Below are 21,476 nucleotides of genomic sequence, written 5' to 3' on the forward strand. Positions count from 1 at the left end.
ACAGACCACGAAAATCTCTTGGCTTTAAAACTCCTGCTCAAGTTTTTTATGCTACAGTTTCAAAAGTAATGGCTGCATAATTAAGAGGTGGAAATTGCATTTATTGGTTGAATGGGCGTTTTAAGATTTGATATAGGTAAAATGAAGTGGTGGCCTGTCTCGGAATCGAACCAAGGACACAGTGATTTTCAGTCACTTGCTCTACCGACTGAGCTAACAGGCCATCTTTAAAAGAGCGAAATTATACCCCGTTGGTACTGAAAGTAAGCTTATATTATTGTAGAGGAATAGACCACTTTTTATAATAGGCAAGGAGTCTGAGTGTGAGTGCAAGAACGAAAATAGTGCTGATAGCAATGAAAGAGATTGCATTTTGCAGATGTAAAAAATAGAGACTTATGGAGATAAAAATAGAAACAGTCCCATAAAAACCGGTTTTTAAAACAAAAGGTACTTCATTGATGATGACATCTCTGGCAATTCCTCCTCCAACAGCAGTGATAAACCCCATGGCAATTACACCGGTCAAATTAAAATTTGCTTCTATGGCGATTAGTGCACCGGAGATACTAAAAGAGACCAGTCCTATGGAGTCACTTAAAATAAAAAGAGGTTTGTTCTCCAGTGAGTTACGTTTATGAAACTTAAAAACAATCAAAAGCAGCATAACAGAGATAACGATAACGGCAGGGTAGTTGTGTGAAAAGGTGAAAGGGATTTTGTCCACAGTAATGTCTCGCAGTATTCCACCGCCAAGTGCCGTTAAAAAAGTAGCAATGAGTACACCAAGCAGGTCAAGATGATTGCGTACAGCCACAAAAAAACCACTCATGGCAAAAGCGATGATACCGATGTATTCTGCTAGTTCAAACATTGCTGCAGACCTTCAAGAATTGTGCTTTTTTCAAGCTCTTTGATGCGTTCTTCAAGTTTCTCTACAGTCTCATTTGGGTGAATCTCTAGAGACTTCTGTAAAATAATTTTGCCTTCATCATAGTTCTCATTTACCTCATGAATAGTAACGCCACTTACTTTTTCTTTATTTTTTATCACTGCTTCATGAACGAAGCGTCCATACATTCCGTTTCCACCAAACTTTGGTAGCAGTGCAGGGTGGGAGTTGATAACCTTGAAGTTCCTTGTAATGAGAAGTGAGAGTTTCTTCATATAACCGGCAAGAAAGACACACGCTATATTTTCACGTTTTAAAAGTTCAAAGATTACGAGGTCCGGACTTTCAAAAAGTTTTGCATTGATAACGGTGTGCTTTATATTGTAGTTTTTTGCTTTTTTAAGTACTTTTGCATCTGAGTTATTTGAGATGACAAGCTTTAGATTGAACTGCAATTCTCCTTTTTCAATGGCAGTGTAGATAACATCTAAGGCGCTACCGTTGTGAGAGGCGAAAACTGCGAGATTCATTATCTTATTTTGAGTGTTATAAGTGCCAAGATATTTGATAGGATGGCAATAATCCAAAAACGGACAATGATTTTGTTCTCTGCCCAGTTTTTCATCTCAAAGTGATGGTGAATCGGTGCCATTAAAAAGACTCTTTTTTGTCTGAGCTTAAAACTTCCAACCTGTAAAATAACGGAGAGCGTTTCAATAACAAAGATAGAACCAATAAGAAAAAGTAGAATCTCACTTTTTGAGATGATGGCAAGATAGCCTAAAAATGCTCCGATTGTCAAAGAGCCACTATCACCCATAAAGACCTCTGCCGGATGGCAGTTATACCAGAGAAATCCTGTAAGTGCACCGATGAGTGCACTGGCAATAATGGCAACTTCACTCACTTGAAAGTGTGGCATTAAAAGGTAAGAAGAGATTTTTATATTTCCCGTGATGTAAATGATAATGCTAAATGTTGTCAGTGCAACAATGGAAGGTACCGTTGCAAGACCATCAAGTCCGTCTGTCAGGTTAACCGCATTTGATGTTGCAATGATGACCAAAACCCATAGTAAGATGGCAAAAACACCCATATCCATAACAGGGTTTTTTAGAAATGGAATGTAGAGATCTGTATTAAAGTCTGCAAAGAGACATAAAAAAGCTGCTACTGCAAAGGCTGAGAGAATTTGTAAAAAAAGTTTTGTTCTTGCTTTAAATCCTGCCAGGTTTTCACTTTTTTTTATCTTTGCAAAGTCATCATAAAAACCAATCAGTGAAAACAGAAACAGAGTAAGGATTCCTGCTTGTGCATAAGCATTGTCCCAGCGTATCGATAAGAGAGACGCAAATATAGTCGCACCTATGAAAACGATACCACCCATTGTAGGGGTCGAGTGCTTCTCTTGATGACGTTCGGGTGCCCAGTCATTGATAGGTTGTACACTGGAAGTTCTTTGTGCCCATTTTATAAAACGAGGGAGTAAAAAAAGTGTAAGACAGAGTGCGATAAAAAATGCAACACCGGCTCGGATAGTGATGTATCCCAAAATGTTAATATCTAAAAAATCATGTAACCAATATAGCAATATATTTCCTATTCATTTGTAAAATCAAAGTGACATTATAGTATAATCCGCAAACGAATTATTAATGAACAGGATAGTTGTATTGAGTAAAAAAGCGATATTGGTCATCACAGACGGGATAGGTTTTTGTGCTAACACAGAGCATAATGCCTTTTATAATGCAAACAAACCTACATATGATAAACTCTTTAGTCAGGTACCTCACTCTCTAATCGATACTTTTGGTTTGAGCGTTGGACTTCCAGAAGGACAGATGGGGAACTCTGAAGTAGGACATATGAGTATAGGAAGCGGACGTGTTTTGTATCAGGATTTGGTAAAGATATCTTTGGCACTCCAAGAGGGAACGTTAGAGTCCAATGAAGTACTCCAAGATCTTTTTGGTAGATCAGATAGAATTCATCTTATCGGACTTTTAAGTGACGGTGGTGTACATTCGCACATAGACCATTTTATGGGTTTAGCGGATATCGCGGCAAAAAACGACAAAAAAGTTTTTTTACATCTTATCACTGACGGTCGTGATGTCTCTCCTACATCTGCACAAAAGTATATAGAAAAAGTACAAGAGCACTTGAATGAAAATGTGACTATCGCAACAATAGCAGGACGTTTTTATGCAATGGACAGAGATAACCGCTGGGAGAGAATCAAACGCGGATATGATGCAATCGTAAATGCTGAGCCAAAGACTTCAATGAGTCCTGAAGCTTACATCGGTCACTCTTATGCACAGGGCGAGACAGATGAGTTTGTAGAACCAACTGCATTTGAAGATTATGAAGGCATGCAAGATGGAGATGCGGTACTTACGATCAACTTTAGAAGTGATCGTATGCGTGAGATGGTGACAGCTTTGGCAGGTGAGAATTTTGCAGAGTTTGAACGTAAACCTATCAAAGTGCATCTTGCAACGATAACAGAGTATGATAAGAGCTTTAATTATCCTGTTTTATTTAAAAAAGAGCCACCAAAAAATACTCTTGCAGAGGTGATCTCTAATGCAGGACTTAGACAGCTTCATACTGCGGAGACGGAAAAGTATGCGCATGTGACATTCTTTTTAAATGGTGGTATTGATGAACCGTACGCCAATGAGACGCGTGTGCTTATTCCTTCACCGGATGTAAAAACTTACGATATGAAACCGGAAATGAGTGCGCACGAGGTAGGTGAAGCAGTGCTGAAGGCTATGGATGAAGGGTATGACTTTATCGTAGTGAACTTTGCAAATGGCGACATGGTAGGTCATACAGGAGATTTTGAAGCAGCGAAAAAAGCTGTTGAGGCAGTTGATGAGCAGTTGGGAAAAATCTGGAGCAAAGCAAAAGAGAATGAGTATTCTTTTGTTCTTACAAGTGATCATGGAAACTGTGAAGAGATGAAAGATGATGCAGGCAATGTTCTTACAAACCATACAGTTGGAAAAGTATGGTGTTTCGTTGATGCAGATGGTGTAGAGAAAGTTGATAACGGTGGGCTTAATAACATTGCACCGACAGTCTTAAAACTTATGAATTTAGAGATTCCAGCAGAGATGGATCACTCTTTAGTCTAATTTTAATAAAAAGGAAAATACAGAATATGAAATTCTCAGGTAAAAATGTTTTAGTAACAGGTTCAAGTCGTGGTATCGGTGCAGAGATTGCAAAGGTTTTAGCAGGTTATGGTCTGAAAGTTTGGATTAACTATCGTAGTGGTGCAGCAGAAGCAGATGCTGTAAAAGAGGCTATTGAAGCTGCAGGCGGTGAGGCAGCAGTTATCGGTTTTGATGTGAGTGATGAGGCAGCATTTATCGATGCGATTAAAACTATCATTGATTCTGACGGTGAGCTTAGCTATCTTGTAAACAATGCCGGCATCACAAACGATAAGCTTGCGCTTCGTATGAAGACAGAAGATTTCATGTCTGTAATTAACGCAAATCTGACATCAGTATTTATCGGTTGTCGTGAATTTTTTAAGGCTGCACGTAAAAAGAAATTTGGCTCAGTAGTTAATATCGCTTCGATTGTTGGTGAAACAGGAAATGGTGGTCAGACAAACTATGCGGCAAGTAAAGGTGGAGTGATTGCGATGAGTAAATCATTCGCGATTGAAGCAGCAACAAGTGGTATCAGATACAACACAGTTACTCCCGGATTTATTGCAACAGAGATGACAGAAGTGCTTAGTGATGAGGTAAAGAAAAGTTTTACGGACAAGATTCCAATGAATCGTTTTGGTAACCCAGCAGAGGTTGCTGAAGCAACGGCATTTCTACTTTCAGACAGTGCTTCTTACATCACAGGAGAGACTTTAAAAGTAAATGGTGGGATGAATATGGCGTAATTTTCTTGATTTATTTTGGCTTGTTTCCAAATTGATTAAGATATTTATGCTATAATTACGGGATTTTAAACTTAAAGACAGGAGCTATAATGGCACTTTTAGACGATATTAAAGAAGTAGTAGTTGAACAACTAAGCGTGAGCCCAGATGAGGTAAAAGAAGATTCAAAATTTGTAGAAGATTTAGGTGCAGATAGCCTTGATGTTGTAGAATTAGTAATGGCTCTTGAAGAAAAATTCGATATCGAAATTCCTGATGATGAAGCTGAAAAGATTCAAACAGTTCAAGACGTTGTTAACTATATAGAAAGCAAATAGTCGTAGTTTACTTACCCAAGGAGTTCTGCTTCTTGGAAGTAAATATTTTTAGTAGTTAATTTGGTTAATTAATTTTTAAAAGTATTTTATTTATGGAGAATATTTAAATGAGAAGAGTAGTAGTAACTGGCCTTGGTATGATAAATTCTGTAGGAAATGACAAAGAGAGTGCATTTAAAGCGATATGTGAAGGCGAGTGTGGAATTGACACTATTACTCTTTTTGACCCGGAAGCATTTAGTGTGAAGATTGCAGGTGAGGTGAAAGATTTTGACCCAGCAACTGTAATGCCGGCAAAAGAGGTGAAAAAAGCGGACAGATTTATTCACTTAGGTCTTAAAGCTGCTCAAGAAGCTATGGAAGATGCAGCACTTCCAGAAGATACAGATATGGAGAGATTTGGTATCTCTGCAGGGAGTGGTATTGGTGGGCTTCCATCAATCGAGAAAAACTCTATCATTTTAGATTCTCGCGGACCAAGAAGAATTTCTCCGTTCTTTATCCCTGGTGCACTTGTGAATATGCTTGGAGGATTTGTTTCTATTGAGCATGGAACAAAAGGACCGAACTTATCGTCTGTTACTGCTTGTGCTGCAGGAACGCATGCTGTAAGTGAAGCATGTAAAACAATTATGTGTGGTGGTGCTGACAAGATGCTTGTTGTTTCTGCTGAGTCTGCAGTTACTGGTGTTGGTGTTGGTGGATTTGCTGCTATGAAAGCACTCTCTACTAGAAATGATGACCCAAAACATGCATCTCGTCCATTTGATGCAGGTCGTGACGGTTTTGTTATGGGTGAGGGTGCAGCAGCACTTGTTCTTGAAGCATATGATGATGCAGTGGCACGTGGTGCTAAGATCTATGGTGAGATTATCGGTTTTGGTGAAAGTGGTGATGCAAATCACATTACTACTCCAAGTCTTGATGGTCCTGCACGTGCTATGAAAGCAGCATACAAAATGGCTGGTGAACCAAAGATTGACTATGTAAATGCACACGGTACTTCAACACCTATCAATGATAAGAACGAAACATTGGCAGTAAAAGAGCTACTTGGTGGCAAAGAGAACTGCCCTCCAATGAGTTCTATCAAAGGACAGATTGGTCACTGTCTTGGTGCTGCAGGTGGTATTGAGGCTGTTACATGTCTGATGGCTATGAGAGACGGTCTCATCCCTCCAACGATCAACTATGAGACTCCTGATGAAAACTGTGATCTTGACTATGTTACAGAAGGTGCAAGAAAAGCTGACTTAAATGTAGTTATGTCTAACTCATTTGGTTTTGGTGGAACTAACGGCGTTCTTATTTTCAAAAAAATCTAAGAAGGATTTGATTTGGCTACATACTTAGACTTTGAATATAAGATTAAATTTATTCAAGAAGATATCATCTCTGCACAGGTACGTCATGATTATGCGGCTGTTGAAGAGTTAAAAAAGAAACTAGATAAAGAGGTTGAAAAGATTTACAAAAATCTTTCTGACTTTCAAAAACTACAGCTTGCACGTCACCTTGACCGTCCTTATGCACTTGATTATATTAATCTTATAATGAGAGATAAGTATGAGATCCATGGAGACAGACACTTCCGTGATGATGCTGCGATTATCTGCTATATGGGTTACATCGGTGATGAAAAAGTCGTGGTAATCGGTGAGCAAAAAGGGCGTGGAACAAAAAATAAGTTAAAACGTAACTTTGGTATGCCGCACCCTGAAGGATACCGTAAAGCACTTCGTGCAGCAAAACTTGCCGAGAAGTTTAATCTTCCACTTTTGATGCTGATTGACACTCCGGGTGCATATCCAGGAATCGGTGCAGAAGAGAGAAACCAATCAGAAGCAATTGCAAGAAACCTTTTAGAGTTAGCTGAGCTCAAAACTCCTACTATCTCAATAGTAATCGGTGAAGGTGGTTCTGGTGGTGCACTTGCTATCGGTGTTGCTGACAGATTTGCAATGATGCGTTATTCAGTATTTTCTGTTATTTCACCTGAGGGTTGTGCGGCAATCTTATGGAATGACCCGAAAAAAGTCGAAACTGCTACAAATGCACTCAAAATTACATCACAAGACTTGAAAGATTTGAATCTTATCGATGATATTATCAATGAGCCGTTAATCGGTGCACATCGTGAGAAAGAAGCGGCCGCTTCTGCCATCGCTGATTATTTCCTAGAAGAAGTAGGAAAATTAAAAGCTATGAGCGAAGAAGAGAGAATGGCAGCACGTTATGCCAAACTTACAGCACCAGGTGCTTTTGCTGAACTAGAAACACTTCCAGAAACGTAGTTTAGGCTTCTTTTTCCTCTAAAAGAGGATCAAACTTAGGACGCTTCAGTCTTTTGGCCTCTTTTGAAAATCGAATTAAATCTTCTACTGTTTTTACATTTTCATCTAAATTTTGCAGTGACAGTAAAAAGAGTCCGTATGTTGTTAAAACATCGCTCATAGCACGATGGTGCTGTGCGTTTGGATTGAGTTTGAGTGCATCATTTAAATAAGAGAGCGCATATCTGTAGGAGACTATTGTTCTCTCGGCAAATGCAAGCGAGCAAAGACTTCTGTTTAGTAGTGGTTCGAGTCCGATTTTTTCCATACTTTTTGAGATGAACATATAATCAAATTTTACATCATGCGCGACAAAGATAGCATTGCCCAAAAAGAGTCTAAATGCTTTAAGTACCTCTTTTAACTGGGGAGCATCTTTTGTATCTTCGGCTTTTATTCCTGTTATCTCTGTTATGTGAGGGTTTATCTCTTTCGTATATACGAGAGATTCAAATCTGTCAATTATCTTACCATCTCTTACTTTGACAGCGGCAAGTTCTATAATCTGGTGTTTTTCTATTTTTGAGCCATTTGTTTCAATATCGACGATGCAAAACTCTGCCTCTTCAATAGGAATGAATGCCGTATCAAAGTAATAATATCCTTGATGCTTAACAACATTAAGACCTTGAGCACGCCAAAGCTCAAGTGAGAGTTCTAGTTCATGTTCTAGTTGGTCTTTGAGTATTTTAAGAGAGAGTCCACGTGAGGAGAGCCGGGAGATACTTTTTGCATCAAGAGTGATGTTATGACTTAGCATGAACGATAAAATCCTTTACTTTTTGTGCATTTTTTTTCCCGTGAGACAGTTCTACACCACTACTGACATCAACACCGTAAAAGCCAAATTTTTTCACCGATGCCACATTATCAGGTGAGAGTCCACCTGCAAGAATGATCTTTGAGCAGTCTATACCTTCAAACCATTCTGTATTGATACGTTTTCCTGCACCGCCATAAGCTTCACAGTAAGCATCAACTAGTCTGTATTCATCACTATAGAGCAAAATATCTTCTTTTGATTTTGCACGGACAACTTTTATATGCGGTGTTTGCAAAGATGCATAGAGATTATTATCTGCTTCAAAATGAATCTGTGCGAGTGTAGCACCTGCAGTTTTGCAGATAGTATCAATCGTTGGTGCATCAAGATTGACGAAGAGTGCTACTTTCTCTACAAAAGGAGGTAGTTGCTTGATGATCTCTGCTGCATTTTCTGGGGAGATATAACGGGGGGATTTTTCATAAAAAACAAAACCAAGTGCATCTGCACCAGCCTCTATGGCTGTCATTGCATCTTCATAATTTGTAATACCACAGATTTTTGTACGCATTAGATTTGCAGACTCTTTATAGCTTGGGCACGGTCTTGATGTTTAAATACATAGCTTCCCGCTACAACAACATCGACACCGGCATCTTTTAAAGATTGAATGTTTTTATCACTTACCCCACCATCGACTTCTATAAGACAGTTTGGATTGAGTCTTTTTCGCATAGCATCAAGTTTCTTTGCCTTTGGTATGACAGAATCGATAAAGCTTTGTCCGCCAAAACCCGGGTTTACACTCATCAGCAGAACCATATCCAAGTCAGCTAAGATATACTCCAACTCTTCAGGAATTGAGTTTGGATTTAAAACGATAGCAGGCTTGATTCCGTAAGAGCGGATTTTTTGGATAAGTCTGTGCGGATGTTTCTCTTCTTCTATATGAAAAGAGATATATTCAGGTTTAAGTGGAGCAAAAAGTTCAACAAAAAATGTATTGTTCTCAACCATCAGGTGAATGTCAAGAGGTTTTGTGGCAGCTTTTGCAACAGCAGAGACTACGACAGGACCGATTGTCAGGTTTGGTACAAAATGTCCATCCATGACATCGACATGAACCAGGTCACAGCCTCCCTCACAAATCTCTTTGACATCACGTGCAAGATTCCCAAAATCAGCAGATAAAATACTAGGAGCTACTTGAATCATTTTTATCCTTCAAAATTATTAAGGAATTATATACTGAACTTACTTTTATCTAGTTAAGAAGAATAAAAAGTTATCATTGTTAAAATTGAGATCAACCTGGACACCTTTTTTATCCTGTGCAATCTCTAAAAGACTCTCAACATTAGGGTAGGTACGAGGAAGGGTAATATCTACACTGATACTTTCATCGTTAAGAAGTGTTTTTACTTTTCCTCCAACAATGTTTACAAGCTCAGCTAAAGTGTCTAAAATGAGCTCTTTATCATCTGTATCCTCACCGATGAGCAACTCACATGCTTTTTTCGCGATACCATCTGGAAACACAAGAATGACCATACCGTCAATATCTCCATAAAAACCAATGGAGCTTGCAATTTTGTTCTCTCTGTCGGTAATCTCAAGCTTATCGATTTTGACAGCCTCTTTGAGTGCTTTAGAGTTTGTCATCATCTCAATGGTTGCAACAGTAGCATCGATAAAGTTTGGAATCTCTGTTACTATTTCTTTATTTAAGGCCCGTTTGCTTTTAATGGCAGTAGCAGAGCTTGCGCCTAACTCTTCTAGCAGCTCTTTATCGCCCAAAATATCATCCATCTGTTCAAAAAACATAATTCCCGAATCTTCGAGAGTCTCTTTAAAAGAGAGGGGAGTTTTCTCAAAAGTCATACCTACAAAACAGATGGTTGCATTATACTCAGCTGCCGCAGAAGCGAGTTTGGAGAAAAAATTGAGTGCATGGACATTCATACTGACAACTTTATAGGCATCGAAGATAAAAAGGCGAAAACCGACATTGAGCGAATTATTATGATAGGCAATATTAAAAGTATTGCCTATTTCCGCATCTAAAAAAGAAGATACGGTATAGATGATTGCATTGCCGGTAACCCGGGTAGCGACTTTTTGTCCCATCTGTCCTAAAAAGGTATCATCTATGATGACATCATAGGCATTCTCTGCTTTTGCCTTTTCATCAAACTCTTTTTTTGTCTGAGCGACTATTGGGTTGTGACCGTTGTCATGCAACTCTATTGCCATGGCAGCACGTTGGGATTTGTCATCGCTGTAGAGCAAAACATTTTTACTTTGATTTTTAAAACTTGAGGCAAAGAGCGTAGCAATCTCTTGTGTCTTAAAGAGTGAAAACATCAGTTCATCTTTGTAAAACTTCATAATAGTCTGGTATTTCTTTGTATCATAATCACAGAATCCGACGATTATATGGTTTGCAGAACGTACTTTTTGAAAAAGTTTTACAAAGGCATCAAGTCCGTTTCGGTTAAAGAAGATGACGTTTTTGAGTGAGACTAAAATCATATCAGCATTAAGTTTGAGTGTCGCTTCGATATCTTCTATACTCAGTAGTGAAGCACTTGCGTTGCCATCTAAAAAACCTTGGGGATGAAAAGTACCAACACCATCTTTTACAGTTGCTCTCATGTTATCTCCATTAGTGTTGCGAATTCATCATAGATATCTGAAACATATTCTATTTGAAAATCGATAAAATCATTCAGTCCTGCATCAATAAACTGAGGCTTTGAAAGCGTAAAAAAGAGAAGGAGATGCATCCATTTACCGAGTAGATCTATTTTCTCATCATCTGATGGCTTAATCCCACTTGCAGCTTGAATGATATTTGCAATCTTTTCATCCATTTCCCATTTTTGTGCAATGCGTTCACAGATATCGAACAAATCCATACCGCAGAGTCTTTTTAGAATTGTATTGAGGTCGATATTGTTCACTGAGCGCAGTAGCTCTACATCATCAATCTTCTCGCAAAAGAGTGCTTCAGAGACAATAATACTCGCAGGAAGCAAGGCGATGGCACTCTCAATCTCTTTATCTTCAATATGAAGATGTTTTAATATTTTTTGCCATTGGATTGAGAGTTCGGCTTGGAGATCACTAAAAGAGTTTCTATTGAGTTTAAAAAGCTTCCATTTCGCAGGGGAGAGCAGTGTGAGCATATAGTTGTAAACTGCTTGCTGTGATTGTGATACTCCAAGTATTCCAAAGATCTGAGAGACATCACTGACTTCATTTCTAAATCCGTAGATGGGTTTGTTAACGAGCTCTTTAAGATAGTGGCTGAGTGCTTTATCTTCTTTCGCAGCTTCTGCAGCCTTTGTTAAATCTCCTGCATTTAAGGCAAGGATTGTTTTGCGCAGAGCCTGTGGAGAGGGAGGAATCTTCTCTATAAATGCATCGATTTTTTCTTTGGTAATCAAAATGGTTTACTCTTCTTTGTGAAATATTGTATATTTTAGCTACAATTAGATAAAAGAATTCTAAAAGAGTTGCTTCTCATCAAAATAGTTTTGGCTTAAGTTGAAGTTTTGCTTTGATTTGGTACAATTCGCAACTTTAAAATATCATTCAAGGATACTCAAATGGCAAGAAGATGTGCTATTAGCGGCAAAGGCCCTATGAGTGGGAACAATGTTTCTCATGCAAAAAACAGAACAAAGCGTCGTTTTTTATTAAACCTAAGAACAGTGCGTATCACATTAGAAGATGGTACAACGAAAAAAATTAAGATTTCTGCAAGAGAATTACGCACACTTAAGAAAAATTCGTAAACTTTAGGAATTTGTTTTGAATCTTTTAGAAAGGATTCGTAAATTCCTAAATTGGGAGATTGCTCCCAAACCAGATAAAAAACTTCTTCCAGAAGTTTACCCCCATCTTAAAGCTTTCCGCTTACCCCTGATACTTACTGTATTTGTTATGCTTGTTGGAACTATAGGTTATGTACTTATAGATGATTTTCCAATAATTGATGCAATATACCAAACTGCTATTACCTTTACTACTGTTGGATTTGGAGAGATTGCTCCTATTTCAGAAGAGGGTAGAATTTTTACGATTAATTTAATCATTGCCGGATTTGCAGTTTTTTCAAGTGCTATAGGTATTTTAGTTGCAGAGATAAATAAAGGGCATATTGTTACCATACTTAAGGAGCGAAGAATGTTATATAAAATCGCAAGGCTCAAAAAACACTTTGTTGTCTGTTACCATAATGACTATACGATTGAGGTAACAAAACAACTTCGTAAGAATCATATACCTTTTGTGGTCATTGACCCAAGAGAAGAGATACATGAGTGGGCAGCTAAATACAAATACCCGCAATATTTGCAAGCAGAACCTCACGCAGAGCTTGCAATGTTAAAAGCACATCTCTCTTCTGCAAAAGGTCTGATAACACTTTCAGATTCAATCGCTGATAATATTGCCCTGATTGCTTCTGTAAGGCTTTTTGAAAAAGAGCATTTTCTTCCGCGTCCTTATTATGTCATCTCTGCCGCAGAGAGTATGAGTGATGTTGAAAAGCTCAAAAAATTAGGAGCTGACACAGTTGTGAGCCCAACAAAACTGACAGCACAGCGTGTGAGTGCTATGGCAGCACGACCAGATATGGAAAATCTGCTTGAAGAGTTTTTATACAAAAGTGATAACCCACTTGATATGCAGGAGATTGAAGTACCGCGTTATTCATGGGCAGTGCTGAAAAAACTCAAAGAGACACATATCCGTGAGATTGCAAATACCTCTGTTGTAGGTATAAGAAAAAAAGATGGGAAATTTTTAAGTATGCCAAAGGGTGATACCCTAGTTACAAGTGAATCAAAACTCCTTGTTATCGGTACGCAAGATGGTATAAAAATAACAAAAGACCTTTTAAGAAAAAGGGTAAAACCGAAGGAGTTGAAATTTGTATAAGTTAGTAGAATTAAAAAGCGGTGTTTGTGCCGCTGAAGGTTTTTTTGCTGATGGTATAAGTGCCGGACTCAAACCTAATGGTGCAAAAGATATGGCATTTGTCTATTCTGAAACTCTGTGTGAAATTGCATCAGTTTTTACGACAAACAAAATGGCGGCAGCTCCGATTAAACATTTTAAAGCAAAAGGGGAGTTTCAGACAAACTTTGTACTGATTAACTCTAAAAATGCCAATGCGATGACAGGTGAAGCAGGGGTGAGTGATATTGATGATATCCTTGCAACACTGCCATCTTGCGTGAACAATCCTATAATGAGTTCAACGGGAGTTATCGGTGTACGTCTGCCAAAAGAAAAGATCATCAATGGGGCTAAACTTTTTGATCTCAGTAAATGTGAGCCTCACGCAGCGGCACAGGCAATAATGACAACGGACAGCTTCTCAAAAGAAAAAGCCTACAGGGTGGAACTTGAAGATGGAAGCAGTTTTCACATAGGTGCTATGGCAAAAGGTGCGGGGATGATCAACCCTGCTATGGCTACTATGCTCTGCTTTATTACTACAGATGCAAAGGTCTCAAGTACGGAGATGCAGGCAATTTTAGACAAAGTTACAGTGACTACATTTAATGCAGCAAGTGTTGACGGTGATACCTCTACAAATGATACGGTAATGCTTCTGAGTAACGGTAAGTCTGATACATATCATGCCAAAGCTTTTGAAGAGGCACTACACAATATTATGAAATTCTTAGCACGTGAGATGGTGCGTGATGGTGAGGGTGCTACTAAACTTGTAACTTACAATGTGACAGGGGCAAAAGATGATCAAGAAGCAGAGATTGTTGCAAAAGCACTCTCTAACTCTCTGCTTGTAAAGACAGCTCTTTACGGCGAAGACCCTAACTGGGGGCGTATCGCTTCAACAGTAGGAGCTAGTGGGGCAGAAGCTTGTGAAGAGAGTTTAAGCATCTCATTTGATGATGTATGTGTCTATAAAAAAGGTGAGCTCTTTTTTGATGCAGCTATGGAAGCAAAGGCAGCTGCAGTTATGAAAAAAGATGCTTTTACGATTTCTTGTGATTTAGGTATCGCAGATGGTAGTTTTGAAGCCTATGGATGTGATTTAGGTTATAAATATGTGGAGATCAATGCAGATTACAGAACATAGATTTTTATAATCTATGCTTCATAATCCTTTTTAAATTCCACATATCTTTTAGCAGAAGCATAAAGCTCTGCTACCTCTTCATCATTTAACTCTCGTACTACTTTAGCAGGACTACCGACTATTAAACTTCGTGGTGGAAACACTTTGTTTTTCGTTACAAGTGCACCTGCACCTACAATGCTCTCTTTGCCGATAACTGCACCATCTAAAATCGTTGCGCTCATACCAATCAAACAGGCATCTTCTATCGTGCATCCATGCAACATTACTCGATGACCAACAGTTACATCATTACCTATGATAGTAGGATTTCCGGTCGATTTGTCACCGTTTTTATAGTGTGTGACATGAATCATTGAGAGGTCTTGAATATTTGTTCTATCTCCAATGCTTATATAGTGAACATCTCCACGCACAACACAGCCAAACCAGATGGAACAATCTTTACCTACGGTTACTTCTCCGATAACATCAGCAGATGGTGCTATCCATGTTCCTTCTTTTACACGTGGAGTTATATCTTTAAATTTATGAAGCATACGTCCTCCTAGCTTTCTATAAAGAGACGATTTACGAGTTGCTGAACATAGGTTGAAGTCTCTTTTTTCGTTGCTTTTGCGATTTTGTTAACATAATCTTCTAACAGTTTATGGTTGTTAATTGCTTTGTCTCCATCAGCTTTGAGTTTTGTATATGTCCCGTCATTTTTGAGCTCATGTGCAAGTACATTGTCTGAGCATTGAAGTTTAAGGATTTGAATGATTTTTCGTTGTGCTGACTCATCTTTAACAGCTGTTAAAAGTTCTATTCTTCGCACTAAGTTTCTTGGCATCCAATCTGCACTTGAGATGTATACCTGTGCGGCATCATTTTTAAAATAAAATGCACGGGCATGTTCAAGATATTTTCCTAGAATGGAGATAACTCTGACGTTCTCACTCACGCCTTCGATACCCGGTTTCAAACAACAGATACCTCGAACAATAAGTTCTACTTTTACACCTGCCTGACTTGCCTTATAGAGTGCACGGATAACATCTTCATCAACCAAAGAGTTCACTTTTGCAATGATATGCCCATTACTACCCTGACGTGTTTCATTATGAATGAGTGAAAGGAGTTTTGGTTTTATCTGTGAGGGTGCCATATAGAGCTCGTTGAGCTTTCCTTTTTTACTAAAGCCTGTTAAAAAGTGGAAAAAACGGGTTAGGTCGTTTGTGACAACATCTTTACTTGTCATATAACTCATATCTGTGTATATTTTTGCCGTACTAGGGTTATAGTTTCCTGTGCCTAAGTGCGCGTACTGTTTGAGTTTACCATTTTTTCTACGCGTGACCAGAGCTGCTTTTGCATGGACCTTAAAGCCTTTGATACCGTAAATAACATGTGCACCTGATTTCTCCAGCGCTTTTGCCCAGATAAGGTTGTTCTCTTCATCAAAACGGGCTTTTAGTTCAACCATAACAGTTACCTGTTTACCACTCTCACTTGCATCCATGAGGGCTTTAACGATTGGAGAGTTTGTCCCGGAACGATAGAGTGTCATCTTGATAGATACGACATCGGGGTCTTTTGCTGCTGTTTGAATGAGTTTGACAACCGGTTCAAAGCTCTCATACGGGTGGTACATTAAGATATCTTGCTTCTCTAAAGTTGCAAAGATATCTTCACTCGTATCAAATGGTGGTAGAAGTTTTGGCTTGAATGGTGGCAGTAGAAGATGTGCAAAATCTCGGTTGGAGACTATCTGCCACAGCGATGCAAGATTTAAGAATGTATGGAAAGTATAGATATCATCCTTATAGACATTGGTATGTTTGTTGATAAAATTGATAATCTCCGCATCGGCGTTGGAACCCACTTCTAGACGGACCATCTCTCCTTTACGGCGAAGTTTGAGTCCCTCTTCAAGTATCTCCATAAAGTCGTCGGCTTCTTCCTCTTCGATGGCAATGTCCGCATTTCTTGTTACGCGAAATGGTGCATACTTAATAAGACTGTAGCCTGGAAAGAGTTCATCGACATGCTTCTCTACAACACTCTCAATAGGAACATAAACACCGCCTTCAAGTTCTACAAAACGATTCAGTACACGTGGAACACGGATAATACCAAAACGCTCAATATTTTCATTGTCATTGTCACGCAGTTTTACTATAAGCCCAAAACTAAGATTGTTCAGGTGTGGGAAAGGGTGTGTCGCATCTACGGCAATAGGGATAATAACAGGATAAATATTTTCATTGAAGTACTGATTTACTTTATGCTTTTCTTGATTATTGAGTTCTTCATATATCTTTACACTGATACCTTCAGGTTCAAGCTTTTTGAGAATCTCACTACGGCAATGCTCTACTACCTGTTGCTCTTGATGTAAATAAGAGCGAATCTCATGCAACTGTTGCAGTGGCGTGAGTTTGTCTGGTCCTGAGACAATGATACCTGCGGCAAAAAGCTTTTTAAGCCCTGCAACACGGATCATATAGAATTCATCAAGATTTGTTCCATAAATTGCAAGGAATTTAAGGCGTTCTAGCAGAGGAAGTGAGTCATCTTGCGCTTGTTTTAAAACTCTTGTATTGAACTGTAGCCAAGATATTTCACGGTTATTATAAAGATTTGGATTTTTTAAATTTAACATATTAATCGTAATCCTCTGTATTTTTCCTTATTATATCTAATGTAGATTATAGTAAGATTATTTAATGACCCCTGTACCTTTATAATTGGCTGAATGATAAATTGTAACACCATTTTTACGGGCACAATACTCTAAAAGAAGTTTTTGCAGCGTTGGCTCTATTGACGGAGCAAACCATGCATTATTACTGATTGCTATAAGATATTTCACATCACCTTCATAGATCTCTTGACAGGTCGCTTCATAGCAGATAGCATTTCGAAATTTTACGCCTTTGATGAGAAAATCTGTCGGCTTTGTTGCTGTTACAAAATCACTTGCACCATTGAAAAAAGTATCATTAATAAATTTTTGTGCAAACTTTGGCAGGGGAATATATTCGCCGAAAGGGACTAGAACCAGTTTTTTTGCAATTTTATAAGAGCCGTTTTGAAACATATAGGTCACATTGTAATTTTTCCTGTTTTCTTTTAAAAGTGAACCTGCAACAATCGTGATTTTTTGAGAAAATTTTTCTAAGTTCTCTATGAGTTTTGGTGTTTTGTTCATAAAAAGAGGGAACACCGACTCAGGTAAGATTATAACATCATAGCCTTCCTTGATTGCTTTTTGTATCTCTTGAAACATTGCATAAACTGTTGGATAAAGGTTTTCTCTTTGCCATTTGTCCTCTTGCTTTATCTCTGTTTGGATAAGTTTTATCTTAAGAGGTGCATCATATTGTGGAGGGTATCCATAATTGAGTGCTGCAATGAGTAAAACAAGAGGTAGATATTTATACTTCTTTGGCATAAGCGAGGGTAATGAAAGTGCTAAAAGCACTGCAGCAAACTGGTATTTATAGATACCGATATAGCTGTTAACAAAAGGGAGCTCTAACTGCATCCAGTTCCAGTCTAAGGGCTCAAAAAAGCTAAGTCCAAAGAGTAAAAAAGCTCTGATAAGAGCATTGTTTGTAAAATAGAGCGGTAGAAAAAAAAGCAGATAGATAAAACCAAAAGCAACAGTAATGATGGGTTCCATATAGCTGATACCCTGATACTTAAAACTGTAGCCTATCCAGTAAAACCAAAGCAGACCAGTAAAAAAACCAAAAACAAGAATAGATTTTTTGGGTAGATATAAAAGCATTGCAAAGGCAGCCAAACCAAGAGCTGTATTGATGATTTTATAACTCAGTCCAAAATGTTCTAAATAGATAAATGCACCGAGTAAAAATGCTGTGAAAATTCCTAGTAAAATCTCTTTTATTAATTTATTCATGATGAAATTGTACACAATTTATAAGTATGTTAGTATAAGTTTTGTATAATCCCTACAATTTTAACTAAAGGATATGCCAGTCATGGAAATTATTTCTCAACTGTTACCGTTTATATTTTTAATTGCAATTATGTATTTTGTAATTATTCGTCCACAGCAAAAAGAGGCTAAAGCCAAAAAAGAGATGGTGGAGTCTTTGAAAAAAGGTGATAAAGTAGTTACAAATGGTGGTTTTATCGTTGTTGTTCATAAGGTTGAAGAGAACTTTTTTACTGTAAAAATGAACGATGATACAATCGTAAAAATTTTAAAAGACTCCATTGCAAAGAAGTATGAGGATGAAGCTTAATTACAGAATAGTCATCTTTGCATTAGCAATTGTATTTGGGGTAGTTTTTTCTGTCCCATCACTTCTGCAGACGCAAGGTGGAAAAAAAATAACTTTAGGCCTTGACCTTCAAGGTGGTCTGCATATGCTTTTGGGCGTAAAAACCGATGAAGCGTTAAAATCCCGTATCAAGTCCATCGCTGCGAGTGTCAAGCACTTTGCAGATAGAAATGACATCTTGATAGATGGACTGACATTTGATGAAAACAGTGTACGTGTTGAAGTGCTTGACAGTGATGAGATAAAATCATTTGATGAGTTTTTATCTAAAATCGAGGGTGCAAAAGTTGCAACAAACGACAGTGTGATCACTGTTTCATTTACACCGCAAGAGATTGAGAAAATCAAAAAACTGGCAATCACGCAGGCAATCGAGACAATCAGAAACAGACTTGACCAATTTGGACTTTCAGAGCCAATCGTTGCACGTCAAGGAGAGGAGAAGATCCTTGTAGAACTTGCAGGTATCAAGACTCCCGAAGAAGAGCAGCGTGCACGTGAGCTTATCAGCCGTGCTGCAAAATTAGAGCTTATGGCTGTTGATGAAGATAGAAATGCTCGTGTTTATAATATGAGTGATGCAGATGCCGCATCGTATGGTGATGTGATTTTACCGGATGCAAAAAATCCTAAAATCAAATATCTTGTTCATGAGATTCCTATCTTAGACGGCAGTATGCTTACCAATGCAAATGTCGGCTTTGACCAAAATAACCGTCCGGTCATTAACTTTAAACTCAATGCCGAAGGTGCAGAGATATTTGGTGACTTTACCGGAGCAAATGTCGGTAAACGTCTTGCGATTGTTTTAGACGGGAAGGTTTTTTCAGCTCCAAATATTAACGAGCGTATTGGTGGTGGTGCTGGACAGATCTCTGGGAACTATACAGTTTTAGAAGCAAAAGATTTAGCGATTGCACTTCGCTCAGGAGCACTTCTTGCACCGATTTATTTGATGGAGAAACGCTCCGTTGGACCAAGCTTGGGAGCGGATAGTATTAAGGCTTCTATGGTAGCACTAATCGGTGGTTTTGTTTTAGTAATTGTCTTTATGATTATTTACTATCGTATGGCTGGTATTATTGCAAATATTGCGCTTATTGCCAATCTTTTTATTCTTTTAGCGGTAATGAGTCTTTTTGGTGCGACACTGACACTTCCTGGTATGGCTGGTATTGTATTAACTGTCGGTATGGCAGTTGATGCCAATGTAATTATCACTGAGAGGATCCGTGAGCTTATCTATGAAGGCAAATCGATGCATAAAGCTATCGAAGATGGATATGCAAATGCGATGCGTGCTATTTTAGATGCAAATATTACGACGTTAATTGCGTCAATTGTCCTTTATGTGTATGGTACAGGTGCTATTAAAGGTTTTGCAATTACGATGAGTATTGGTATTTTAGCTTCAATGCTCACAGCTATTTTAGGTACACATGGAATCTACCAGATGCTTGAGTCTAAAATGAACAAAAGTAAAAACTACCGTTTTTGGTTTGGGATTAAAGGATAATTATGGAGTTTTTTAAATATAAACACCCACTAGATTTTATGGGTAAATCAAAAATTGCTATGGCAATTTCTATTATCCTGATTCTTGCTTCGTATGCAATTCTGGCGACAAAAGGTCTCAATTACGGTATTGACTTTGCCGGTGGAACAATCGTTCAGGTAAAGTATGATACAGAAGCACCAATCAAAGAGATGCGTGAGCAGTTAAAAGGCAACAAACTTTTTGATAATGCATCTATCACGGAATTTGGTTCGCCTGATGAGGTTGTTATCCGTATGAAGACAACGACAGGCAATGTAACACAGGATATCGGTGATGTAACACGTGAAGCTCTTAAAGGGACAGGAAATTTTGAGATTCGTCGTGTGGACATTGTTGGTCCAAAAGTTGGAAATGAGTTAAAAGAGAAAGGGCTTATGGCACTTTTTCTCTCTGTTGCTGCAATTTTAATCTATGTGGCATTTCGATTTGAGTGGCGTTTTGCGATTGCATCAATCGTAGCACTGATTCATGATGTCTCGATTGCAATGGGTGCCGTGGCACTCTTTAAAATTGATGTGAACCTTGATGTCCTTGCTGCGATACTCACACTGCTTGGGTATTCACTTAACGATACCATCATTGTATTTGACCGTATCCGTGAGGGTATAGTGAAGTCCAAAAATGTGAATTTGGCTGAGATTATCAATGAGTCCATTACGAGAACATTGGCGCGTACGACACTGACTTCATTGACAACATTCTTTGTGGTATTTACACTCTTTATGTTTGGTGGTGAGATTATTCATGCTTTTGCATTTACGCTTCTTGTGGGTATAATTGTTGGTACATATTCATCAATCTTTGTTGCTTCTCCAATATTGATGCTTTTTGGTTTTGATGTGAAAAAATATCACACAAAACTGGCCCAAAAAGCAAAACGTGAAGCTGAAAAAGAGAGAATGAGAGCACAATTTGAATCAGGAGTAATGTAATGGATTGGGGTAAAGTAGTTTACGTATTTTTTTCATTGATGAGTTTAACATCAATAGCAGGTTTTTTATATGAAAATACAGCGATTTCGTTGTTTATGGCAGCAAGTGTGAATCTAATCTCGACAATTTTAAAGATCGGGGTAAGAAATCTGCTTTCAGCGGAGCTTTTGGCTTCATCACTTGTAGCAGACTTACACCTTATTCCTGCATTTGTGTTTTTAGTGATAGTTCATGATGACTCGTGGGCAATTGCGCTCTCGATTGGGGCTCTCATTGCAAATCTGTTTTCAATGGGACTTGTCTACATTGAGAGTTCAAAAACACACGAAGAGTATTAAAAGATTTA

The 21,476-nt window shown here is 38.3% G+C and carries 23 protein-coding genes and 1 tRNA gene; 12 read left to right on the top strand and 12 right to left on the bottom strand.

Annotated elements, in window-relative coordinates:
• Positions 1 to 147 precede the first annotated feature (147 nt).
• The 4 genes from MNY27_RS07345 to mraY all read right to left on the bottom strand — a co-directional run bounded on the left by MNY27_RS07345 (position 148) and on the right by mraY (position 2,483).
• A tRNA-Phe gene (locus MNY27_RS07345) sits at positions 148 to 223 on the bottom strand.
• A gap of 51 nt (positions 224 to 274) precedes the next feature.
• Positions 275 to 874 (bottom strand): TRIC cation channel family protein, encoded by a 600-nt coding sequence (locus MNY27_RS07350; protein ID WP_152184164.1) that lies wholly within the window; start codon positions 872 to 874, stop codon positions 275 to 277.
• Positions 862 to 1,422: a phosphoribosylglycinamide formyltransferase gene (locus MNY27_RS07355; RefSeq protein WP_343029873.1), complete on the bottom strand. Its 561-nt coding sequence runs from the start codon at positions 1,420 to 1,422 to the stop codon at positions 862 to 864. The genes MNY27_RS07350 and MNY27_RS07355 overlap by 13 nt, the downstream gene beginning before the upstream one ends.
• Positions 1,422 to 2,483 (bottom strand): phospho-N-acetylmuramoyl-pentapeptide-transferase, encoded by a 1,062-nt coding sequence (mraY, locus tag MNY27_RS07360; RefSeq protein WP_346392054.1) that lies wholly within the window; start codon positions 2,481 to 2,483, stop codon positions 1,422 to 1,424. The genes MNY27_RS07355 and mraY overlap by 1 nt, the downstream gene beginning before the upstream one ends.
• A gap of 82 nt (positions 2,484 to 2,565) precedes the next feature.
• On the opposite strand from mraY, the gene gpmI reads away from it, so the two are divergent.
• The 5 genes from gpmI to accA all read left to right on the top strand — a co-directional run bounded on the left by gpmI (position 2,566) and on the right by accA (position 7,425).
• Positions 2,566 to 4,041 (top strand): 2,3-bisphosphoglycerate-independent phosphoglycerate mutase, encoded by a 1,476-nt coding sequence (gene gpmI, locus MNY27_RS07365; RefSeq protein ID WP_346392055.1) that lies wholly within the window; start codon positions 2,566 to 2,568, stop codon positions 4,039 to 4,041.
• 26 nt (positions 4,042 to 4,067) lie between these two features.
• The gene (gene fabG, locus MNY27_RS07370; RefSeq protein WP_152184161.1) at positions 4,068 to 4,814 is read left to right on the top strand and encodes a 3-oxoacyl-ACP reductase FabG; all 747 of its coding nucleotides are present in this window, start codon (positions 4,068 to 4,070) and stop codon (positions 4,812 to 4,814) included.
• Positions 4,815 to 4,903: 89 nt separating this feature from the next.
• On the top strand, positions 4,904 to 5,131 hold the full coding sequence (gene acpP / locus MNY27_RS07375; RefSeq protein WP_152184160.1) for an acyl carrier protein: 228 nt from the start codon (positions 4,904 to 4,906) through the stop codon (positions 5,129 to 5,131).
• Positions 5,132 to 5,238: 107 nt separating this feature from the next.
• The gene (locus tag MNY27_RS07380; RefSeq protein ID WP_152184159.1) at positions 5,239 to 6,456 is read left to right on the top strand and encodes a beta-ketoacyl-ACP synthase II; all 1,218 of its coding nucleotides are present in this window, start codon (positions 5,239 to 5,241) and stop codon (positions 6,454 to 6,456) included.
• Between the two features lie 12 nt (positions 6,457 to 6,468).
• Complete coding sequence (gene accA / locus MNY27_RS07385; RefSeq protein ID WP_152184158.1) at positions 6,469 to 7,425, top strand: acetyl-CoA carboxylase carboxyl transferase subunit alpha; 957 nt, start codon at positions 6,469 to 6,471, stop codon at positions 7,423 to 7,425.
• A gap of 1 nt (position 7,426) precedes the next feature.
• Here accA and MNY27_RS07390 read toward each other — a convergent pair whose 3' ends face one another.
• The 5 genes from MNY27_RS07390 to MNY27_RS07410 are packed head-to-tail and all read right to left on the bottom strand — an operon-like array spanning position 7,427 to position 11,676.
• Entirely contained in the window at positions 7,427 to 8,224 is a 798-nt protein-coding gene (locus MNY27_RS07390; RefSeq protein ID WP_152184157.1) for a 3'-5' exonuclease, read from the bottom strand.
• Positions 8,211 to 8,798: a phosphoribosylanthranilate isomerase gene (locus MNY27_RS07395; protein WP_152184156.1), complete on the bottom strand. Its 588-nt coding sequence runs from the start codon at positions 8,796 to 8,798 to the stop codon at positions 8,211 to 8,213. The genes MNY27_RS07390 and MNY27_RS07395 overlap by 14 nt, the downstream gene beginning before the upstream one ends.
• Positions 8,798 to 9,439 (bottom strand): ribulose-phosphate 3-epimerase, encoded by a 642-nt coding sequence (gene rpe, locus MNY27_RS07400; protein WP_152184167.1) that lies wholly within the window; start codon positions 9,437 to 9,439, stop codon positions 8,798 to 8,800. The genes MNY27_RS07395 and rpe overlap by 1 nt, the downstream gene beginning before the upstream one ends.
• A gap of 48 nt (positions 9,440 to 9,487) precedes the next feature.
• Positions 9,488 to 10,882 carry a chemotaxis protein CheX gene (locus tag MNY27_RS07405; RefSeq protein WP_152184155.1) on the bottom strand — a complete coding sequence of 465 codons (1,395 nt, stop codon included), beginning with the start codon at positions 10,880 to 10,882 and terminating at the stop codon, positions 9,488 to 9,490.
• The gene (locus tag MNY27_RS07410) at positions 10,879 to 11,676 is read right to left on the bottom strand and encodes an HDOD domain-containing protein (protein WP_152184154.1); all 798 of its coding nucleotides are present in this window, start codon (positions 11,674 to 11,676) and stop codon (positions 10,879 to 10,881) included. The genes MNY27_RS07405 and MNY27_RS07410 overlap by 4 nt, the downstream gene beginning before the upstream one ends.
• Before the next feature lie 162 nt (positions 11,677 to 11,838).
• On the opposite strand from MNY27_RS07410, the gene rpmB reads away from it, so the two are divergent.
• Genes rpmB through argJ form a run of 3 tightly spaced genes read left to right on the top strand, consistent with a single transcriptional unit; the run spans position 11,839 to position 14,345 of the window.
• Entirely contained in the window at positions 11,839 to 12,027 is a 189-nt protein-coding gene (gene rpmB / locus MNY27_RS07415) for a 50S ribosomal protein L28 (RefSeq protein WP_013326380.1), read from the top strand.
• Positions 12,028 to 12,043: 16 nt separating this feature from the next.
• Entirely contained in the window at positions 12,044 to 13,174 is a 1,131-nt protein-coding gene (locus MNY27_RS07420) for an NAD-binding protein (RefSeq protein WP_188109473.1), read from the top strand.
• Positions 13,167 to 14,345: a bifunctional glutamate N-acetyltransferase/amino-acid acetyltransferase ArgJ gene (gene argJ / locus MNY27_RS07425; RefSeq protein WP_152184153.1), complete on the top strand. Its 1,179-nt coding sequence runs from the start codon at positions 13,167 to 13,169 to the stop codon at positions 14,343 to 14,345. Before MNY27_RS07420 ends, argJ begins: the two co-directional genes overlap by 8 nt.
• An 11-nt stretch (positions 14,346 to 14,356) precedes the next feature.
• Here the strand turns inward: argJ and MNY27_RS07430 are convergent, their stop codons facing one another.
• The 3 genes from MNY27_RS07430 to MNY27_RS07440 are packed head-to-tail and all read right to left on the bottom strand — an operon-like array spanning position 14,357 to position 18,252.
• Complete coding sequence (locus MNY27_RS07430) at positions 14,357 to 14,884, bottom strand: gamma carbonic anhydrase family protein (protein ID WP_346392056.1); 528 nt, start codon at positions 14,882 to 14,884, stop codon at positions 14,357 to 14,359.
• A gap of 8 nt (positions 14,885 to 14,892) precedes the next feature.
• Positions 14,893 to 16,989 (bottom strand): RNA degradosome polyphosphate kinase, encoded by a 2,097-nt coding sequence (locus MNY27_RS07435; RefSeq protein ID WP_346392057.1) that lies wholly within the window; start codon positions 16,987 to 16,989, stop codon positions 14,893 to 14,895.
• Between the two features lie 57 nt (positions 16,990 to 17,046).
• A complete protein-coding gene (locus tag MNY27_RS07440; protein WP_152184150.1) occupies positions 17,047 to 18,252 on the bottom strand; it encodes an apolipoprotein N-acyltransferase in 1,206 nt (401 codons plus the stop codon).
• Between the two features lie 82 nt (positions 18,253 to 18,334).
• Here MNY27_RS07440 and yajC point away from each other — a divergent pair, with 82 nt between their 5' ends.
• From yajC to MNY27_RS07460, 4 genes are read left to right on the top strand one after another with little or no spacing between them, the layout of a single operon-like run.
• On the top strand, positions 18,335 to 18,601 hold the full coding sequence (gene yajC, locus MNY27_RS07445; RefSeq protein WP_152184149.1) for a preprotein translocase subunit YajC: 267 nt from the start codon (positions 18,335 to 18,337) through the stop codon (positions 18,599 to 18,601).
• Complete coding sequence (gene secD / locus MNY27_RS07450) at positions 18,591 to 20,156, top strand: protein translocase subunit SecD (protein ID WP_152184148.1); 1,566 nt, start codon at positions 18,591 to 18,593, stop codon at positions 20,154 to 20,156. The genes yajC and secD overlap by 11 nt, the downstream gene beginning before the upstream one ends.
• A gap of 2 nt (positions 20,157 to 20,158) precedes the next feature.
• Positions 20,159 to 21,130: a protein translocase subunit SecF gene (secF, locus tag MNY27_RS07455; protein ID WP_152184147.1), complete on the top strand. Its 972-nt coding sequence runs from the start codon at positions 20,159 to 20,161 to the stop codon at positions 21,128 to 21,130.
• The gene (locus tag MNY27_RS07460; RefSeq protein WP_152184146.1) at positions 21,130 to 21,468 is read left to right on the top strand and encodes a DUF6394 family protein; all 339 of its coding nucleotides are present in this window, start codon (positions 21,130 to 21,132) and stop codon (positions 21,466 to 21,468) included. Before secF ends, MNY27_RS07460 begins: the two co-directional genes overlap by 1 nt.
• Positions 21,469 to 21,476: the final 8 nt, after the last annotated feature.

This window comes from Sulfurimonas sp. NWX79, assembly GCF_039667035.1.
GTDB lineage: Bacteria > Campylobacterota > Campylobacteria > Campylobacterales > Sulfurimonadaceae > Sulfurimonas > Sulfurimonas indica.

What these genes read in the sequence shown, in the direction of transcription:
- MNY27_RS07380 (WP_152184159.1), top strand. Translation starts at nt 5,239, where the DNA reads ATGAGAAGAGTAGTAGTAACTGGCCTTGGTATGATAAATTCTGTAGGA.
- MNY27_RS07350 (WP_152184164.1), bottom strand. Translation starts at nt 874, where the DNA reads ATGTTTGAACTAGCAGAATACATCGGTATCATCGCTTTTGCCATGAGT.
- MNY27_RS07430 (WP_346392056.1), bottom strand. Translation starts at nt 14,884, where the DNA reads ATGCTTCATAAATTTAAAGATATAACTCCACGTGTAAAAGAAGGAACA.
- MNY27_RS07395 (WP_152184156.1), bottom strand. Translation starts at nt 8,798, where the DNA reads ATGCGTACAAAAATCTGTGGTATTACAAATTATGAAGATGCAATGACA.
- acpP (WP_152184160.1), top strand. Translation starts at nt 4,904, where the DNA reads ATGGCACTTTTAGACGATATTAAAGAAGTAGTAGTTGAACAACTAAGC.
- secD (WP_152184148.1), top strand. Translation starts at nt 18,591, where the DNA reads ATGAAGCTTAATTACAGAATAGTCATCTTTGCATTAGCAATTGTATTT.
- MNY27_RS07460 (WP_152184146.1), top strand. Translation starts at nt 21,130, where the DNA reads ATGGATTGGGGTAAAGTAGTTTACGTATTTTTTTCATTGATGAGTTTA.
- secF (WP_152184147.1), top strand. Translation starts at nt 20,159, where the DNA reads ATGGAGTTTTTTAAATATAAACACCCACTAGATTTTATGGGTAAATCA.
- MNY27_RS07440 (WP_152184150.1), bottom strand. Translation starts at nt 18,252, where the DNA reads ATGAATAAATTAATAAAAGAGATTTTACTAGGAATTTTCACAGCATTT.
- MNY27_RS07390 (WP_152184157.1), bottom strand. Translation starts at nt 8,224, where the DNA reads ATGCTAAGTCATAACATCACTCTTGATGCAAAAAGTATCTCCCGGCTC.
- yajC (WP_152184149.1), top strand. Translation starts at nt 18,335, where the DNA reads ATGGAAATTATTTCTCAACTGTTACCGTTTATATTTTTAATTGCAATT.
- fabG (WP_152184161.1), top strand. Translation starts at nt 4,068, where the DNA reads ATGAAATTCTCAGGTAAAAATGTTTTAGTAACAGGTTCAAGTCGTGGT.
- MNY27_RS07435 (WP_346392057.1), bottom strand. Translation starts at nt 16,989, where the DNA reads ATGTTAAATTTAAAAAATCCAAATCTTTATAATAACCGTGAAATATCT.
- rpmB (WP_013326380.1), top strand. Translation starts at nt 11,839, where the DNA reads ATGGCAAGAAGATGTGCTATTAGCGGCAAAGGCCCTATGAGTGGGAAC.
- MNY27_RS07405 (WP_152184155.1), bottom strand. Translation starts at nt 10,882, where the DNA reads ATGAGAGCAACTGTAAAAGATGGTGTTGGTACTTTTCATCCCCAAGGT.
- MNY27_RS07355 (WP_343029873.1), bottom strand. Translation starts at nt 1,422, where the DNA reads ATGAATCTCGCAGTTTTCGCCTCTCACAACGGTAGCGCCTTAGATGTT.